This window comes from Prosthecobacter fluviatilis, from assembly GCF_042655725.1.
In the GTDB taxonomy this organism is placed as follows: Bacteria; Verrucomicrobiota; Verrucomicrobiia; order Verrucomicrobiales; family Verrucomicrobiaceae; genus Prosthecobacter; species Prosthecobacter fluviatilis.
In genome coordinates this window covers 37,801-54,912 of the sequence record NZ_JBHSMQ010000012.1, presented here as the reverse complement: position 1 = coordinate 54,912, position 17,112 = coordinate 37,801, and the positions used below count along the sequence as shown (strand labels likewise).

The 17,112-nt window shown below is 66.5% G+C and carries 15 protein-coding genes; 7 read left to right on the top strand and 8 right to left on the bottom strand.

Annotated elements, in window-relative coordinates; genetic code table 11:
• Positions 1-35 precede the first annotated feature (35 nt).
• Together ACFQDI_RS22720 and ACFQDI_RS22715 are read right to left on the bottom strand one after the other, a co-directional pair.
• Positions 36-2,213, bottom strand: a complete 2,178-nt coding sequence (locus tag ACFQDI_RS22720; protein WP_377171306.1) for a peptidase domain-containing ABC transporter — start codon at positions 2,211-2,213, stop codon at positions 36-38.
• Between the two features lie 162 nt (positions 2,214-2,375).
• The gene (locus ACFQDI_RS22715; RefSeq protein ID WP_377171304.1) at positions 2,376-3,116 is read right to left on the bottom strand and encodes a heavy-metal-associated domain-containing protein; all 741 of its coding nucleotides are present in this window, start codon (positions 3,114-3,116) and stop codon (positions 2,376-2,378) included.
• A 111-nt stretch (positions 3,117-3,227) separates the two neighbouring features.
• Here ACFQDI_RS22715 and ACFQDI_RS22710 point away from each other — a divergent pair, with 111 nt between their 5' ends.
• The gene (locus tag ACFQDI_RS22710) at positions 3,228-3,749 is read left to right on the top strand and encodes an RNA polymerase sigma factor (RefSeq protein ID WP_377171302.1); all 522 of its coding nucleotides are present in this window, start codon (positions 3,228-3,230) and stop codon (positions 3,747-3,749) included.
• A 77-nt stretch (positions 3,750-3,826) separates the two neighbouring features.
• On the opposite strand, the gene ACFQDI_RS22705 is transcribed toward ACFQDI_RS22710, so the two are convergent.
• The 4 genes from ACFQDI_RS22705 to ACFQDI_RS22690 form a co-directional block, all read right to left on the bottom strand.
• The gene (locus tag ACFQDI_RS22705) at positions 3,827-4,138 is read right to left on the bottom strand and encodes a hypothetical protein (RefSeq protein WP_377171300.1); all 312 of its coding nucleotides are present in this window, start codon (positions 4,136-4,138) and stop codon (positions 3,827-3,829) included.
• A 66-nt stretch (positions 4,139-4,204) separates the two neighbouring features.
• Positions 4,205-4,459 carry a YHS domain-containing protein gene (locus tag ACFQDI_RS22700; RefSeq protein ID WP_377171298.1) on the bottom strand — a complete coding sequence of 85 codons (255 nt, stop codon included), beginning with the start codon at positions 4,457-4,459 and terminating at the stop codon, positions 4,205-4,207.
• A gap of 61 nt (positions 4,460-4,520) precedes the next feature.
• Positions 4,521-6,707, bottom strand: coding sequence for a multicopper oxidase family protein (locus tag ACFQDI_RS22695; protein WP_377171296.1), 2,187 nt, complete (start codon positions 6,705-6,707; stop codon positions 4,521-4,523).
• A 109-nt stretch (positions 6,708-6,816) separates the two neighbouring features.
• Entirely contained in the window at positions 6,817-7,197 is a 381-nt protein-coding gene (locus ACFQDI_RS22690; RefSeq protein ID WP_377171294.1) for a hypothetical protein, read from the bottom strand.
• 253 nt (positions 7,198-7,450) lie between these two features.
• On the opposite strand from ACFQDI_RS22690, the gene ACFQDI_RS22685 reads away from it, so the two are divergent.
• Genes ACFQDI_RS22685 through ACFQDI_RS22670 form a run of 4 tightly spaced genes read left to right on the top strand, consistent with a single transcriptional unit; the run spans position 7,451 to position 13,846 of the window.
• Positions 7,451-8,137, top strand: coding sequence for a TetR/AcrR family transcriptional regulator (locus ACFQDI_RS22685; RefSeq protein ID WP_377171292.1), 687 nt, complete (start codon positions 7,451-7,453; stop codon positions 8,135-8,137).
• Positions 8,134-9,231 carry an efflux RND transporter periplasmic adaptor subunit gene (locus tag ACFQDI_RS22680; protein ID WP_377171290.1) on the top strand — a complete coding sequence of 366 codons (1,098 nt, stop codon included), beginning with the start codon at positions 8,134-8,136 and terminating at the stop codon, positions 9,229-9,231. Before ACFQDI_RS22685 ends, ACFQDI_RS22680 begins: the two co-directional genes overlap by 4 nt.
• 29 nt (positions 9,232-9,260) lie before the next feature.
• Entirely contained in the window at positions 9,261-12,401 is a 3,141-nt protein-coding gene (locus ACFQDI_RS22675) for an efflux RND transporter permease subunit (protein ID WP_377171287.1), read from the top strand.
• A 41-nt stretch (positions 12,402-12,442) separates the two neighbouring features.
• Complete coding sequence (locus tag ACFQDI_RS22670) at positions 12,443-13,846, top strand: efflux transporter outer membrane subunit (RefSeq protein WP_377171284.1); 1,404 nt, start codon at positions 12,443-12,445, stop codon at positions 13,844-13,846.
• Between the two features lie 646 nt (positions 13,847-14,492).
• Here ACFQDI_RS22670 and ACFQDI_RS22665 read toward each other — a convergent pair.
• Positions 14,493-15,236, bottom strand: coding sequence for a carbonic anhydrase family protein (locus ACFQDI_RS22665; RefSeq protein ID WP_377171281.1), 744 nt, complete (start codon positions 15,234-15,236; stop codon positions 14,493-14,495).
• A 247-nt stretch (positions 15,237-15,483) separates the two neighbouring features.
• Here ACFQDI_RS22665 and ACFQDI_RS22660 point away from each other — a divergent pair, with 247 nt between their 5' ends.
• Both ACFQDI_RS22660 and ACFQDI_RS22655 read left to right on the top strand, forming a co-directional pair.
• Positions 15,484-15,990: a hypothetical protein gene (locus ACFQDI_RS22660; protein ID WP_377171279.1), complete on the top strand. Its 507-nt coding sequence runs from the start codon at positions 15,484-15,486 to the stop codon at positions 15,988-15,990.
• Between the two features lie 55 nt (positions 15,991-16,045).
• A complete protein-coding gene (locus tag ACFQDI_RS22655; RefSeq protein WP_377171276.1) occupies positions 16,046-16,540 on the top strand; it encodes a hypothetical protein in 495 nt (164 codons plus the stop codon).
• A 98-nt stretch (positions 16,541-16,638) separates the two neighbouring features.
• Here ACFQDI_RS22655 and ACFQDI_RS22650 read toward each other — a convergent pair whose 3' ends face one another.
• The gene (locus ACFQDI_RS22650) at positions 16,639-17,064 is read right to left on the bottom strand and encodes a hypothetical protein (RefSeq protein ID WP_377171274.1); all 426 of its coding nucleotides are present in this window, start codon (positions 17,062-17,064) and stop codon (positions 16,639-16,641) included.
• Positions 17,065-17,112 lie beyond the last annotated feature (48 nt).

Here is a 17,112-nt window from a genome sequence, read left to right as displayed (position 1 = left end):
TGACGGGGGGGAGATGGGATCGGGGACGAGGAGGATTAAAGGGAGGCTGTGGAGGAGGAGGCGGGGTGGACGGCGGTCAGGCGGCAGGGGGCGAGGGTGATGACCTGGGCGCAGCGGGTGCTGACCTGGGAGTCGCGGGTGGTGACGATGACGGTCCAGGGCTGGTCTTTGCCGAGGATGGTCTCGGAGAGGAGGGTGAAGGAGGAGGCGTCCATGTTGTCGAGCAGCTCGTCGATGAGGAGGAGGCGCGGGCGCTGGGCGAGGGCGCGTGCGAGGAGGAGGCGCATGCGCTGATTGCCGGAGAGGGGGGCACCGCCGATCTTGAGGCGGAGGTTGAGGCCCTCGGGGCGTGAGAGGAGCTCTTCGAGGAGGCCCACCTGCTTGAGCGCGGAGCGGATCTCGTCCATGCCGATGTCGTTGCGGCCGAGGCGGAGGTTGTCGATGACGGTGGCGTCCATGATTTCGTCGCGGCGGAGGAGCTGGGTGCTCTGGCGGAGGGCCTCGAGGTCCCAGGTGCGGAGGTCCACGCCGTCGATGGTGAGGAAGCCTGCGGAGGGCTGGCGGAGGCCGAAGAGGATGTCGAGCAGGGAGCTGGCGCCTGCGCCATGGGGGCCGATGATGGCGGCGCTGCTGCCTGCGGGGACGGTGAAGCTGAGGCCGTTGAAGAGGGGGACGCCGGGGAGGTGGGCAAAGGAGATGTGGCTGGCGATGACCTCGGCACCGGAGCCGGGGTGGGCGGGCTTTTCGCCGCCCTGGCGTTCGGTTTCGAGGTCGAAGATGTGGCCGAGCTTGTCCATGGCGGCCATGGCGTCGTACCAGGCTTCGAGCTTTTTGCCGAGCTTGGCGAGGGAGGCGACGATGCCGCTCATGATGATCTCGCTGGCGACGAGCTGGCCGAGGGTGATCTGCTGGCTGATGACGAGGTAGCCGCCGACGACGAGGAGCGCGGCGGAGGCGACGACCTGGAGGGTGAGGAGGGCGGCGATCTGGCGCATGAGGACGCGGAAGTGCCTGCTGCGCGCCATGACGTAGCCGGTGCTGAGCTCATTGGCGCGTGCGTGGGCCATGCGGCTGCCGCCGGGGCCTTTGAAGAGGAAGGGGAAGTGGGCCACTTCCTCAAACCAGTTCACGAGGTCATACTTCATGCGCGACTCCTGGATGCTGGTGTCCACCGCGCCACGGCCGAGGAGCCAGAGGCTGAGGATGATGAGGAGCAGGAGGATGGCGGCAAAGAGGAGGAGCAGCGGGTGGTAGAGGGAGAGCAGGAGCATGCCGATGAGGCCGCCGAAGACGAGGTTCACCCCGTCGAGGAGGAGCATGGCGGTGGACTTCTGCGCGGTGACGACGTCGAGGAAGCGGTTCACCATCTCGGGGGCGTGCACCTCGTCATGCACCTGGGCTTTGACGCGGGGGAGGCGGTAGGCCAGGTCGGAGGCGGCGCGCACGAAGATGCGGCGCTGGATCATGTCTGACACATAGTACTGAAAGCCGCTGATGACGGCCTGCAGCCCGAGGCAGCCGAAGAGGGCGACGGAGACGATGACGAGGGCCTGGAGGTAGGGGCGGGCCTGGCCGCCGAAGGCGAGATTGGTGACGATGGCGTCCACCGCGAGGGGGACGGCGAGGTAGAGCAGCGCGGAGATGATGGAGAAGAGCAGCAGGGTGCGGACCTCCTGCCGCTCTGCGAGGAGCATGCCGATGAAGCGGCGCGCGGGATTGATGGCGGGGTGGCCGTGGGGGGCGGTGTGCCCGGGCTCGGGCGCGGCGCTGATGGCCTGCGCGGGGCGCGCGAGGTGGACGACGCCCACCTCCACCGCAGCGTGCACGCTGTCCACGCCGACGAGGCGCGCAAGGGCGTGGCGGGTGATGGTGACGCGGTGGTCGGGGTGCTCCCCTTCGGCCATGCGGAGGCTGAACCAGCCGGCGTGGGTGATGACGAGCCAGCGGCTCTCCACGCTGCTCCAGATGACGACGGGGGAGTCTGAGTGCGCCTGCCACACGGCCTCGCTGAGCGGGAGGCGCGTGGGCGAGACCAGCATGCCCGCGGCGGCTGCAGCGGAGCTGAGCTGGGCGAGGGGGTCTCCGGGCGGCAGGGCGGCGTGCTCGACGGCCTGGCGCGCACGCTCGGGGTCGAGATCACTGCCGAGGATGGCAGAGAGCTGCAGGAGCGTGGTGGAGGAAAGGACGATGTGGGGAGTGGTTGGCGGTGTCAAAATTTAGGGATAAGTCGCGGGTTCTACGTCTCGCTAACACGGGTGGACTCACCTTGGAGACTGCAAAAAACAAGCGCGAATGTAATGAGGGTCCGCCAGTAAAAAATGGTGTCAGGTGGAGGTGCGTAGCCTTATAAAGGATTTGCTTATACCGGCGTGTGCTCAGGCGTGGCCTGCGAGGGCCATGAGCGCCATGAGGAGCATGAGGGCGTCTTCGATGATGGTGACGGTGGACATGGGCAGGTTGAACACGGTGCCGAGGCAGGCGCAGCGGATGGCCCTGCCGGAGAGCACGGCCCGGAGCACGCCGAGGAGGCTCACGCCCATGACGAGCGCGGTGGCGGCATTCACCCACACGGGCTGCCAGTGCGCCAGGTAGGCGAGGCCGAGGCCGAGCTCGATGAAGGGATAGACGAAGCCGTAGGCGGGCAGCGCCCTGGCCACGAGGTCGTAGCTGCGGTAGGCGTCGCTGAAGCCGCGGAGGTCGAGCATTTTGAAGAAGGAGAAGGCGATGAAGAAGCCGCCCATGAAGAGCCGCATGGAGAGCGCGGGGTCAAAGCGGCCCTGCATGGCATTGGCGGCGGCGATGACGAGGAGCAGGTAGCCCAGCAGGATGAGGAGCGGGCGGTAGGTGCGGGCGCTTTTGGCCGGCTGCGCGGGCGCTGCGGCCGGGGATGCCGCCGAGGCTGCGGATGCTGCCACCTGGTATTTCCCAAGAGGACGCAGCCAGCCGTTCATCTCCTCGTCGCTGAGGGCGTGGCGGGTGGTGATGGCGGCCTGGGGCGGCTGCAGGGTGACGGTGGCGGCGGTGATGTCCGGGTGCTGCAGCAGGCGTGCAGTGACTTTGTCCACGCAGGAGGTGCAGGAGAGGCCGGTGAGCGGGAATTTCTGGGGGAGGTTCATGGGGTGGCGGTGTTTGAGTTTGGGGTTGGGGTGAAGAGGCGTGCCCCCTTCCTGACTGCACACGCAGCGGACGAAAGATGTTACAGGCTTTTTTACGCGGCGTATGATGAGATGATGATCCCTGACGCGCTGCTGCAGCATTTCGACGCTTTTGTGGGCTTTGCACGCTCGCGCACGGGGGACCCCGAGCTGGCGGCCGACCTGGTGCAGGAGTGCCTGCTGAAGGCGCTGCGCTCCGGGCAGGCGCCTGCGGACAGCGAGGGGGTGGTGACGTGGTTTTACCGTGTGCTGCGCCATGCCATCATCGACGCGCACCGGCGCAGGATGACGCAGGAGAAGGCGCTGCCCATGCTGAGCCTGGAGCTGCCGGAGTCTGTGTCTCCGGAGGATGAAAAAACGCTGTGCCAGTGTGTGCTGAAAATGCTGCCGCTGCTGCCGGAGGCGGACGCGGAGCTGCTGAGGCGCATCGACCTGGGCGGGGAGTCGCCCACCGAGCTGGCCAGGGCCACGCAGCAGCGGGTGAACACGGTGAATGTGCGGCTGCTGCGCGCACGGCAGAAGCTGCGCGCGCAGGTGGAAAAGGTGTGCCGGAGCTGCGCCACGCATGGCTGCCTGGACTGCGACTGCGGGTGAGGCGGGCGCACACGCGGGTGCGCGTGGGGTACCGCCTGTGGCGCGTACACAGGCGGCGTTTACCCCGGGCTCATGGATCAGTGGCCGGTGCAGTGGTGCAGCGTGCCGCCGCAGGTCTTGCAGGTGTGGGTGGTGAGGCTGCCGTTTTTCAGCATGGCCACGACTTTGTTTTCACAGTCGGGGCAGCTCATGCTGTCTGAGTGCTTCAGGGTCACGAGTCCCTTGGGGCCGGTGCCGGTCATGGAGGGAGACATGAAGTGAACGGTGTGGCACCTGCTGCAGGTGACCGCGCTGCGGGGTGCGGCGGAGGTGGCCTGGCAGGAGGCCAGCAGCAGGGCGCTGAGCGCGCTGATGCCGAGGAGGGTGGTGCGGATGAGTTTCGTTTTCATGGTGTGTTTGTGTTTGTTTTGTCTTCAGCCCAGGCGGCAGGGTGCCGCCTGGGAAAGTGTCGCCGCTCACAGCTTCGAGAGATACTTCGCCGGATTGGCCTCGAACTTCCGGAGGCAGGGCTTGCAGCAGAATTTGATCTCCTGGCCGTTGTACACGGTGCTGACAGGGCCGCCCATGCTGTCGAGGTCGTTGCCTGTGACGAGGCAGACTTTCAGCGGGTAGGGCTTGGTGCCGCCCGTGGTGGCGGAGGTGCTGGCGCAGGAGACGAGCCCGAGGCTGAGGAGCAGGGCGGCGAGGAGGATGAGGGTGTTTGTTTTCATGGTGGTGTGTTTGTGTGTGTGTTGTTTTTTTTGGGGTGTGGAGTTGATGGAACGGGTTCCATCAAAAGCGGATGATGAGGCCGACGCCGGGGCCGTAGTCGCTGTGGTAGCTGGCGGAGAGGGAGACATTGCGCGCGAGGGTGTAGTCGGCGGCGGTGCTCCACTCCCAGCGGCTGCCGGTGTCATAAAAGGCGTAGCCAGACAGGCCGAGACGGGGCGTGAGCTGAAAGCGCTTGGAGAGCTGGAAGCGGCCGTTGCCATGGCTGTCCACGGTGAAGTCCGCGAGGAACATGAGCGGGAGGCGGTAGTTGAACCCGGCGATGATGCGGTTGCCGCCGCCGTGGTTGGCAAAGCGGAAGCCTGCGTAGGCCTGGAAGTTCATGCTGAAGTAGCGCTGGTAGAGGGCGTCCACTTCGTGCTCGGTGGCGGGCTTGCGCCGCCAGCCGATCTCCCAGGAGAGGAGCAGGTTGTTTTTGGGGTTCATCCAGGTGAGGAGGCCGCTGCTCATCTGCGTCTGGAGGGAGGCCGCGCCCCAGAGATAGCTCATGTCATGGGCGTGCTCGCCGAGGCCGGCGGCGGCGTGGTCATGGCTAAACAAGGAGAAGGGACTGGGGCGATGCGCAGCGTGAGACGCGGCGGTCATGCCGGTGAGTCCGGCGGCGGCGGCGAGTGTGTCTGCGGGGGGCTCGCTGTGGGAAGGGGATGTGGCGCCAGCGCCCGGCTCGTAGCGAAACACGCGGGCCATGCCGCTCATCATGTGGTAGAGGATGTGGCAGTGAAACATCCAGTCCTTGTCCTCATTGGCCTCGAATTCGACGAGACGCCGGCCCATGGGGGGGACATCGACGGTGTGCTTGAGCGGGGAGCGTGAGCCGCCGCCCATGAGCAGGCGGAAGAAATGGCCGTGCAGGTGGATGGGGTGGTGCATCATGCTGTCGTTCACCAGCTCCAGCTCGATGATCTCGCCCTTGCGGATTTTGATGTAAGGCTCCTGGGCGATGGTCCTGCCATTGAAGCTCCAGACGTAGCGCACCATGTCTCCGGTGAGGTGCAGGGTGATGCGGCGGCGCGGGAGCCTGGCCGGAAGGGTGGTGTCGTGCGTGGCTCTGAGCAGCCTGTAGGGCGAGCCGGGGCGTGGCAGGCGGAGCGGGGCGCGGGGATCTGCCTCCTGCTCTTCCAGCGAGAGGGCGAGCATCTGGTCCATCTGGTAGAGATTGGGGCGCGGCGGGCTGGTGGCGGGGTGGCGCTCTCCCTGGCCAAACCAGGCGGAGGCGTGGCCGCTGCCGTCCTGTGCGGTGGCACGCAGCTCGTACTCGCCGCTGGCGGGGATGGTGATGATGAGATCGTAGGTCTCTGCGATGGCCATGAGAAAGCCGCCCACCTGCACGGGCTGAACGGGCGGGCCGTCTGCGGCCACGAGGGTCATGGGCCCGGCGCTGGAGCTGAGGTGGAAGTAGGTGGCGGCGGAGGCATTGATGACGCGCAGGCGCAGGCGCTCGCCGGGGCGGCCGGTGAGGCGGGTCTGCCGCTGGCCATTGATGAGGAAGGCGTGGTAGCCCACGTCGGAGACGTCCATGGGCACCATGCGGCTCCATTCGCGGCGGAAGTAGTCCTTGAGATTTCCGCGCTGCCAGGCGCCGAGGATGCTCTGCGAATTTCTGCGCATGAGCCCGAAGTAGTCGCTGCCGCGCATGAGCATGCGCAGGACCTCGTGGGGCTCGGTGTTGGTCCAGTCGGAGAGGATGAGCACCTGCTCGCGGTCTGCCTGCACGGGCTCGCCGCCGCGTGGCTCCACGACGATGCCGCCGTACACGCCGCTCTGCTCCTGCAGGTGGGTGTGGGAGTGAAACCAGTAGGTGCCGCTGTGCCGCAGGGTGAACTCAAAGGTGTGGGTGGTGCCGGGCTGGATGGGCGGTGTGGTGACGTGGGGCACGCCGTCCTCCTTGTTGGGCAGCAGCAGGCCGTGCCAGTGCGTGGAGGTCTCCTCATGGCGCAGGTCATTGTGCACGCGGATGCGGGCGAAGTCGCCCTCACGGAAACGCAGCACGGGGCCGGGGAGGGTGCCATTGATGGTGAGGGCGCGCACCATCCTGCCCGCCGGGGCCAGGCGCTGCTCGGAGATGTGGAGGTCGTACTCGACGACGCGCTGGCCGGGGGCCGGGGGCGTGTTTTTCTTGCAGGTGTCGCAGGCAAGGGCTGCGCCGTGTGCCAGGAGTACGGCACCGGCCAGGAGGGGAAGTGTTTTCACGGGATCGCTGAATCGGGGGCGTGGATACGAGAAGCCAAGCCTGCAGGGCATGAGGGTCCCGGTGGGGAGCCGAGTGCTGCAGGCACAGTGCGTCTGTGCCGTGCGGGATTCAGGTCAGGAGAGCGCAGTGCAGCACGCTGAGCCGCACATGGGGCCGGGTGCTGGCGCGCTCATCGGCAGCGGGCCGGATCGTGCAGCCCGTGTGTTTTGCCTGGAAAGGGGGGAGATGAAAAGCCTGCGAGAGCTCCGTCCAAACCACGTGGGGGATGAAGCTGCGTCCTTCCGAGGCAGGCGGCAGGGGGGCTGCGGGGAGACCCTGGTCTGGCAGGGCGGGCTGGGCACAGGCGCAGTCTGCCATGCCTGACTGCTCCAGCCACGCGCAGCATGCCATGTGGCATTTCTCCTCCTGCGGAGCGGCGGCGATGAGCAGCGGAGCGGTCTGCATGAGCAGCACCAGCAGCATCAGACTCATCTGGAGGACACGTTTCATTTCTCTGTGTCTAAGAGTCCGCCCGGGCGGTTTTATTTCAAGTTTTTTTCCGGGCGTGGCCTGCGGCAGGCCGGAGTGGCGGCGGTCTTTGCGCCGTCGGTGTGCTGGCTCATGGCGCTGCAGTTTTGTTTGAAAACAAAAAAAGACAGGTGGCCGGCGGTGCTGCGAAGGGCGGGCGAAAAAGCGGCGCGTACGAAGGAGGAAAGCGTTTGACGAAACGGGCGCGATAAGTTAAACGGCTGTTTATAAACGCATGTTTAACTCTTCTTCATCACGCGAGCATGACGCCGAGGCGCGCCGCGGACGGCTGCTGAAAGCGGCGGCGGCGGTCTTTGCGAAAGACGGCTTTGAAAAGGCCAGCCTGCGGGCCATCTGCGAGAAGGCGAAGGCCAATGTGGCGGCGGTGAAGTACTACTTTGGCAGCAAGGAGGGGCTCTACCGCGAGGTGTTTCTCTGCTCCTGCCAGCAGAGCATGGACAAGGACCGCCCGGTCACGCTGGCGGACGGCGGCACGCCGGAGGAGACGCTGCGGCTGTGGATCCACCACCTGCTGGACCACGTGCTGCTGAAGCGAAAGGCGAATCCGGTTAAGAGCCAGATCATGGCGCACGAAATGCGCGAGCCGACGCCCTGCCTGAACGAATTCATCAAGCTCATCGTGCGGCCTTTCCACGAGGAGCTGCAGCGCATCATCGCCGCCGTGCTGGGCAGGAGCGCGGTGGACGAGGACTGCATCCTGTACTGCCACCACATCATCGGGCTGTGCATCCACTACGACCACTGCCGCGTCTTTGTGGACCGGCTGGGGCCTCCGGTGCCGAAGACGGAGGAGGAGGTGCGGCGCCTCGCTGAAAACATTTCCGGCTTTGTGCTGGGCGCGCTGGCCTCACGCCGTGGCACGCCGCCGAAAACTTCCCCAAGATCCAAAAAAACACCATGACCCCCATCTTTCGAAACTGCTACCATGTACTGGTATTCGGCGTGCTGGCCGGCTCGTTCACCGGCTGCGGCAAGGCGCCCGCAGCGGCGGCTCCTGCTGCGGAGATGAAGGCGCCGGAGCCCGTCTCTGTGAAAACGGCTGCGGCCCATGAGGAGCCGATGCCGCGCTACCTGCGGCTCACCGGAGAGATCACCGCCGCGCAGAATGCCGCCGTGGCTGCGGACACGGCAGGCAAGGTGATGGAGACGCCCGTGGAGCGCGGCTCCGCCGTGAAGGCGGGCGATGTGCTGGTGCAGCTGGACAGCCGCACCGCGACGCTGAATCTGGCGGAGGCCGAGGCCAATGTGGTGCAGGCGAAGTCGAAGCTGGATCTCGCCGAGAGCGAGGTGAAGCGCAACGCACCGCTGGCGCAGATGAAGGCGGTGGCGGAGACGGATTTTGCCCGCATCAAGGCGGACCGCGACAGCGCCGCCGCGAGCCTGGCGGCCGCCGAGGCACGGCGTGACATGAGCCGCAAGACGCTGGGAGACACGACGATCCGCGCGCCGTTTGACGGCACGGTGGCGGAGCGCTTTGTGACCGCGGGCGAGTACGTCATGGCAGACTCCAAGGTGGCGCGTGTGGTGGATCTGCAGCACCTGCGCCTGCTGGTGAATGTGGCGGAGCCTTCCGTGGGGCTGATCCGTGAAGGGCAGAAGGTGGAGTTCAGCGTGGCTCCGTATCCTGGCGAAGTTTTCACCGGCGTGGTGAAGTTCATCGGCGCGGCGGTGCGTGCGGAGACGCGCGACCTGCAGGTGGAGGCGGAGGTGGTGAACACCGACGGACGCCTGCGGCCCGGGCTCTTTGCAGAGGCGCGCCTCTCGCTGCCGCCGCAGAAGACCGTGACCGTGCCTGTGAGCGCGGTGCGCACGGACGGCTCCAGCCAGAAGGTGTGGGTGCTGGAGGCAGGCCGGCTCGATGAGCGTCTGGTGGAGACGGGCGAGTCGGACAAGGAGCGCGTCGAAATCCGCCGTGGTGTGAAGAAGGGCGAGAGCGTGGTGCTCTCTCCCGGCGCGGACGCCGCCGATGGCGTGCCTGCGAAGCCTGCCGCCTGATCACCCAACCTCTTTCCTTTTTTAATCTCATGCAATGGCTCGCCCGCATCTGTGTCCAGCGTCCTGTCCTCGCCAGCGTGATCGTGCTGGTGTTTGTGGTGGTGGGCCTCATCGGCTACTCACGTCTGCCGGTGGACCGCTTTCCGAAGGTGGACTTTCCCACGGTGGCGATCACCACGCGCCTGGATGGCGCGACACCGAAGGAGGTGGAGACGCAGATCACCGACAAGATTGAAGAGGCGGTGAACACCGTCAGCGGCATCGATGAACTGCGCTCGGTTTCCAGCGAGGGCATCTCGCAGGTGATCGTGGTCTTCCTGCTGGAAAAGAACGTGGACGTGGCGGCGCAGGAGATCCGCGACCGCGTGAACCGCATCACCTCGGATCTTCCGGATGATGCGGACCCGCCCATCGTGGAAAAGCTGGACCCGGATGCCGCGCCGATCCTCAACGTGGCGCTGACGGCGGACAAGCCGGCGCGTGAGATCACCGAATACGCGGACAAGGTGCTGCGGAGGCAGCTGGAGAGCGTGCCGGGCGTGGGGCAGGTGACGCTGCTGGGCGGGCGGAAGCGTCAGATCAATGTGTGGATGGACCCGGTGCGGCTGAAGTCCTTCAACCTGACGGCGATCGATGTGCAGCGTGCGCTGCGCGCGCAGAATGTGCAGATCCCTGCGGGCACGGTGAAGGACGCCGCCAGCCAGGCGGGGCTGCGCGTGCTGGGAAAGGCGGCCTCCGTGGCGGAGCTGCGGCAGATGGTGGTGCGTGAAAAAGACGGCGGCATGGTGCGCCTGCAGGACGTGGCGCGCGTGGAGGACGGCGAGGAGGAGCCGCAGACGGCGGCGCGGCGCAACGGCACGCCCAGCGTGGTGCTCTCCCTGCGCAAGCAGTCGGGTGAAAACACGATCAAGGTGGTGGATGCGGTGAAGGAGCGTCTCGATGAAATGAAAAAGATCCTGCCTGCAGGCTACGCCGTGAATGTGGTGCGGGACAACTCCATCGTGATCCGCACGAGCACGCATGCGGTGCAGGAGCATCTGGTGCTGGGCGCGCTGTTTGCGGCGCTCATCGTGCTGCTGTTTCTGGGAAACACGCGCGCCACCTTCATCTCCGCGCTTTCCATCCCGACGTCTCTTATTGCCGCGTTTGGCGTCATGTGGGCGCAGGATGTGACGATGAACCAGATCAGCCTCGTGGCGCTGGCGCTGGCGGTGGGCATCGTGATCGACGACGCCATCATCGTGGTGGAAAACATCTTTCATCACATGGAGGAGAAGGGGGAGGACGCGCATGAGGCGGCGATCAACGGCACGCGTGAGATCGGGCTGGCGGTGATGGCGACGACGCTGTCGCTGCTGGCGGTGTTTGTGCCGGTGGCGTTTCTCAGCGGCATCGTGGGCATGTTCTTGAAGAGCTTTGGTCTGACGATGGCCTTTGCGATCGCGGTTTCGATGCTGATCAGCTTCACGCTGGTGCCATCGCTCGCGGCGCGCATGCTGGCGCGGCGCCGGCGGAGCTGGGTGGAGCGCGTGCTGGACCGTGTGGTGGGGGCGTTTTACCGGCCCATCGAGGCGGTGTACATGGTGATGCTGCGCTTTTCCATGCGGCACAGGTGGGTGATCGTGCTGGCGTGCCTGGGCGCGCTGGCCACGCTGCCGCTGCTGATGCGCACGGTGCAGAAGAGCTTCATGCCACCGACGGAGGAGGCGGAGTTCATCGTGAACCTGCGGCTGCCGGAAGGCACCACGCTGGCGGCCACGGACCTGCAGGGAGAGCGCGTGGCGCGCAGCATCCGCGCGCTGCCGGGCGTGGAGTCCACGCTGCTGACCATCGGGGACAACGACCAGCGCGTGCAGAATCTGGCGGGCATCTACGTGCGGCTGACGGAGCCTGACACGCGCGAGGCCACGCAGCAGGACATCATGGACCAGGTGCGCAAGGAGATCCTGCCGAAGTTTCCGGCGGAGTGGCGCATGACGGTGCTGGCGGTGCCGCCATTCAACACGGGGCAGTCCAGCGCGAACGTGCAGTTTTACATCGCCGGGCCGGATCTGGACCGCCTGACGAGCGCGACGGATGTGATCATGAAGGAGGCCAAAAACATTCCCGGCATCCGCGACCTGGACTCCACACTGATCAGCGGCAAGCCGGAGATCACCGCGAGCGTGGACCGCAGCAAGGCGGGGCAGATGGGGGTGAACATCGCGGATCTCTCCACCACGCTGCGGCTGCTGGTGGGCGGGCTGGATGTGTCCACCTACGACGAGGCAGGGGAGCAGTACGACATCCACCTGCGCGCCGAGGCGGGCTACCGCAACAACCTGCAGGCCATGGAGCAGCTCTCCGTGCCGGGCGCCGGAGGCACGCCGGTGGCGCTGGACAATGTGCTGAAGCTGGAGCAGACCTCCGGCCCTTCGCAGATCGACCGGCTGAACCGGCGGCGGCAGGTCACCATCACGGCGAACAACGCGCCGGACGTGGGGGAAAGCCAGATCGTGGAGGCGATCGACGCGCTGGTGAAAAAGCAGAACCTGCCCGCGGACTACAGCAGCGGCGCGGCAGGGCGCTCCAAGGAAATGGCGCGCACGGGGCGTGCGTTTGGCATGGCCTTCCTGATGGCGTTTGTGTTCATGTATCTGATCCTCGCGGCGCAGTTTGAGAGCTGGCTGCACCCGCTGACGATCCTGCTGGCGCTGCCGCTGACGCTGCCCTTTGCCATCCTCTCCCTCATCATCTTTGGGCAGTCGCTGAACCTCTTCAGCATGCTGGGCGTGCTGGTGCTGTTTGGCATGGTGAAGAAAAACGGCATCCTGCAGATCGACCACACCATCCAGCTGCGTGAGCGCGGCATGGACCGGCTGGACGCCATCCTGAAGGCGAACAAGGACCGGCTGCGGCCCATCCTGATGACGACGCTGGCCTTTGTGGCGGGCATGGTGCCCATGATGCTGGCGCGCGGCGTGGGCGCTGCGTTTAACAACGCCACGGCAGGCGTCATCCTCGGCGGGCAGACGCTCTCGCTGCTGCTCACGCTGCTGGCCACGCCGGTGATCTATTCGTACTTTGACGACATCGTGCAGTGGCGGCGCCGGCGCGCTGAAAAGCGTGCGGCACGCCGTGCTGCGCGTGAGGCCGCGCTGCCGCCTGAGAGCGCGTCCGCCTCCGTCTGAAACCTCTGTCTCCTTCGATTTTTCCCCCACCGCTCCTACGCATGGCCTCCACTCTCCCACGTCTCTGTCTTGCCGCGCTGCTGCTGGCGCCTGCGGCCTGCACTGTCGGGCCGGATTATCAGAAACCGGACACCGCAGACCTCACGCCCGCCACATGGCGCTGGCAGGCCGGTGCGCCGCGCGATGACGCGCCCAAAGGCGAGTGGTGGAAGGTCTTTCACGACAGCGAGCTGAACCGGCTGGAGGCGCTGGCGCTGGCGGACAATCAGAATCTGCGTGCGGCGTTTGCGCGCATCCAGCAGGCGCGTGCGAACGCCCGTGCGGCGGCCACGGACTGGTTTCCCGAATTGACCGCCAACTCACGCAACAAGCGCGAGCGCACCTCCGGCAACCTGCCCACGCCGGTGCCGGTGAACATTCCCTCCGCGCAGATCAACACCTTCAACCAGACGCTGGACCTCAGCTACGAGCTGGACCTGTGGGGCAAGGTGCGGCGCTCGTTTGAGTCGGCGCGCGCGCAGGCGGAGTCCAGCGCGGCGGATTACAACAACGTGCTGCTGACGCTGACGGGAGACGTGGCCGCGACCTACTACCAGCTGCGTGCGCTGGACGCGGACCTGGCCTCGCTGCGCCGCACGATCGAGCTGCGGGAAAAAAGCCTGGGGCTGATCCAGCAGCGCTTTGCCGCAGGCACGGTGCAGGAGACGGATGTGGCGCGTGCCAAAACGGAGGTGGCCACGGCGCGTGCCGAACTGGCGGACATCAAGCGCCAGCGCCAGGAGGCCTCGGACAACCTCTCGCTGCTGTGCGGCGTGCCGGCCACGAATTTCAAGCTGGCCGAGCGCCCGCTGCGCGGTGCGCCGCCGGTCATTCCCGCCGGACTGCCCGCGAGCGTGCTGGAGCGCCGCCCGGATGTGGCGTCGGCAGAGCGCCTGGTGGCCGCGCGCAATGCGGACGTCGGCGTGGCCACGGCGGCGTATTTTCCAGCGGTCAGCCTCACTGGGCAGGGCGGTTACCTGAGCAAGAACACCAGCGATCTCTTCAGCGCCGACAGCCGCGTGTGGTCCTTTGGCCCGAGCGTGAGCCTGCCGGTCACGGGCTTTGCGCTCATCCGCGCGAATGTGAACCGCAAAAAGGCGGCGCGTGAGGAGGCCGTGGCGAGCTACCGCCAGGCGGTGCTCGGCGCGCTGAAGGACGTGGAGTCCGCGCTGGCGCAAACGCGCTACCGCGCGGAGCAGGCCGCCGCACAAAACGAGGCGCTGGCCGCGGCGGCGCAGGCGGCGGAGCTCACCCATGCGCGCTATGACAGCGGCGCGGCGGGCTACCTGGAGTTTCTGGACGCCGAGCGCACCCGGCTGCAGACCGAGCGGCAGGCCACGCAGGTGGCGGCGCAGCGCTTCATCGCCACCGTGCGGCTGGTGAAGGCGATGGGCGGCGGATGGTGAGAAGTGCTGTGAGATGCCAGAGGGGGCTGGGGTGGCTTGGACGTAGGATGGGTGTGGCGAAGCCCGCCCGTCCATGAGCGTGTTGCGAGCAAGATGGCGTACGGACGTCCTCGCAGTCGGGCGGTTTGGCGGAGTGGGCTTGAGCGTGTTGAAGGGAGCATCGATCGCCAAACACACCCAACCTACGGCCCAGGGCGGCGTGATGGCCTGGACGTAGGATGGGTGTGGCGAAGCCCGCCCGTCCATGAGCGTGTTGCGAGCAAGATGGCGTACGGACGTCCTCGCAGTCGGGCGGTTTGGCGGAGTGGACGGTGGGAGAGGGGACGTGCTGGACGCCAAACACACCCAACCTACGGCCCGGAGCGGCGTGATGGCCTGGACGTAGGATGGGTGTGGCTAAGCCCGCCCGTCCATGAGTGTGTTGCGAGCAAGATGGCGTACGGACGTCCTCGCAGTCGGGCGGTTTGGCGGAGTGGGCTTGAGCGTGTTGAAGGGAGCATCGATCGCCAAACACACCCAACCTACGGCCCAGGGCGGCGTGATGGCCTGGACGTAGGCGCGCCTTCATGCGTGATGAGGCAGAAGACGGGGCCTGCTTCCCCCCAGGACTCGTGGTATCAAATGCTGGCCTGCACCAGGAGGAAGGTCACTCGATGAACTCGAGCGTGCCGTCGGTGAGACGGTAGAAGGCGCCGACGATCTTGATCTCGCCGTCGTCCTCCATGCCCTTGAGGATGGGGCTGTGGATGCGGATGTTGTTGAGGGAGAGGCGGACGTTGTTTTCGGCGACGTATTTGACGTAGGCCGGATTGGCGGAGGTCTTTTCGCCGTCGAAGTCCTCGCTCATGGCGACGGCGGGCTTGATCTTGGCGAGCAGGGTGGTGAGGTTTCCGAGCTGCACGTTGTCGATGGCGCCGCGGATGGCGCCGCAGTGCTGGTGGCCCATGACGAGGATCATCTTGGCGCCGGCGACCTTGCAGGCAAACTCCATGCTGCCGAGGAGGTCTTCATTGACGAAGTTTCCGGCGACACGGCCGACGAAGACGTCGCCGATGCCCTGGTCGAAGACGTCCTCCACAGGGACGCGGCTGTCGAGGCAGCTGAGGACCATGGCCTTGGGGTACTGGCCGGGGGCGGAGCGGCGGACCTGCTCGCGGTGATTGCGGCGTGTGACGCGGCCGGTGCGGAAGCGCTTGTTGCCGTCTTTGAACTGCTGGAGGACCTCTGCGGGGGTGAGGAGGGCCTGCTCCTCGGCGGTGGTGACGTGGCTGATGATGGGGGAGGTGTCCACGAGCAAGGGGGAGTCTGCCGCTGACCCGGGAGGGGCGGAATCCTGAGGGTGGGTGTCTGGGGCGGAGGAGGGGGATTTGCTGGGTTTACGCGCTGGCATCGCCGCAGACTAGAAGGCCTCCCCGGGTTGTCAAACCTGCGGGTGGGGTGAGCTGCACGGCACGCGGGGCTGGGCGGAGGTGGGATTTTGCTTGTGCCGCGCGGTGTGCGGGGTGATGCTTCTCCTGTCATTTAAAGCAATATAAGCCGATGGCTTGAAGGTGGTAAGTGGATGGCCTAAAGAAAGAAAGATTTAGGTGGCGAGATTTTGCTCGTCAAAAATGCCGGGGCGCTGTCTGTTGCGCGGCATGAATGTGGAGGAAATGAGAAGTGTGGTGGACAAAATCCGGGACTCGGGCTGCCTGTCTGAGCGTGAGCTGCTGAGGCAGACGCGCATGGTGGCCGGGTGGGACGCGCTGATGCGTGTGGACGAGCGTGACCGCCAGTGGGAGACGGAGCTGAAAAAGCACGTCTGCCGCGTGGCCAGTCTGGGCAGGCCGCATGTGCCGGGCCTGGGCGATGTGGCGGTGTACGCGCTGCTGGGGCTGCTGTGCGGCGGCTGCGGGCTGTTTCTGGTGTCGCAGATGAGGCAGGGCATCGCCGCGGCTGAGGAGCTACGCTGGCTGGCGGTGGGGCTGCGCGCGGGGGCCTGCGTGCTGTTTTTCATGGCGTGGCAGAGCTTTGCGGCGCTGCGCAGGTTCCGGCCTGTGCAGATGGCCTACGAGAGCGGCCGGCGCGAAGACCTGGAGCGTCTGGCCAAGGAGCACCGCCCGGGCGCGCGCCTCTGCCTGAAGTGCCTGAAGTACACGGACTGAGACGCCGCACCCCTCGACGCGCTGATTTTTTTTTGGACTCGATGAACTGCCCACGATGAGCCCCATCCAGACTCTGATCTATGAAAAAGTACGGGGCTCCGGCTGCCTGAACGCGGCGGAGCTGGCGGCGTTTCAGACCTTTTCCGAAAACTGGGAGCGGCGGCTGAAGCTGGACCTGCTGGACTTTCGCTGGACGGAGTCGGTGCCGGACCATGTCATCCAGGCCAGGATCTGCGGCGTCACCACGCATCGCCTGCCGGAGGTGGGAGGCTCCAGGGGGGCTGCGGGGCTGGGGATCGCGTGCCTGCTGTCTGGTCTGCTGGGGCTGTCTGCGCTGCCGGGGCAGTGGGCGGTGTGGCTGGGCCTGTGTGCGGCGGGCCTGGGAGTGCTGGTGCTGTGGAGCGCGCGCAGGGACCCGCAGGGCCGGCAGGCCTACGAGGAGGCGCGCCGCAGCTACCTGGCGGAGCGGCAGGCGCTGCTGCGGGAGCTGCCCAAGGAGCTGCGCCCGGCGAACAGGGTGTGCCTGCACTGCACGCGGCCGATCACCTGAGCCGCGCCGCCGGGGCGGTGGACCGGGGGGACAGGTCTGGCGGCCGGCAGGGCTGCGGCGCTGTGGTATTTCAAAGCATGGAGTGGCATGCGCGTGGCTCACCGCAGCAGGTGCAGGAGCTGCAGCAGGCGGCAGCCGCCCCAGAAGAGCGCGGGGAAGCAGACGACGAAGAGGGAGAAGAGCAGCCCGAGGCGGAAGAGGCGCGGGGTGAAGCCGGGGCTGGTGCGGGGCCGCACGAGGCGCAGGGGCACATCGACCAGCCAGCCGCCGGTGTAGGCGGCATTGGCCAGCAGGGGGACGACCATGATGGCGGCGGGCTCGACGGCGTCCTCCCCGGGCTGGAGCACGCCCGCTCCCTCGATGCTGGCGGTGAAGACGAAGAGGGCGAGCGCACCGACGAGGCCGATGATGAGATTGAACGGAATGCGCCGCCGCTCCCACCAGACGATGATGCCGCGCGGGGTGAGGGGCGCCTGGGGTGCTGTGAACAACCACCCGATGGTATGAAGGATGCGCTGCTTCATGGCCTGTGCAGGAGACGTGGCCCGCCGTTTGAAGTGCCGGGCTTTTTT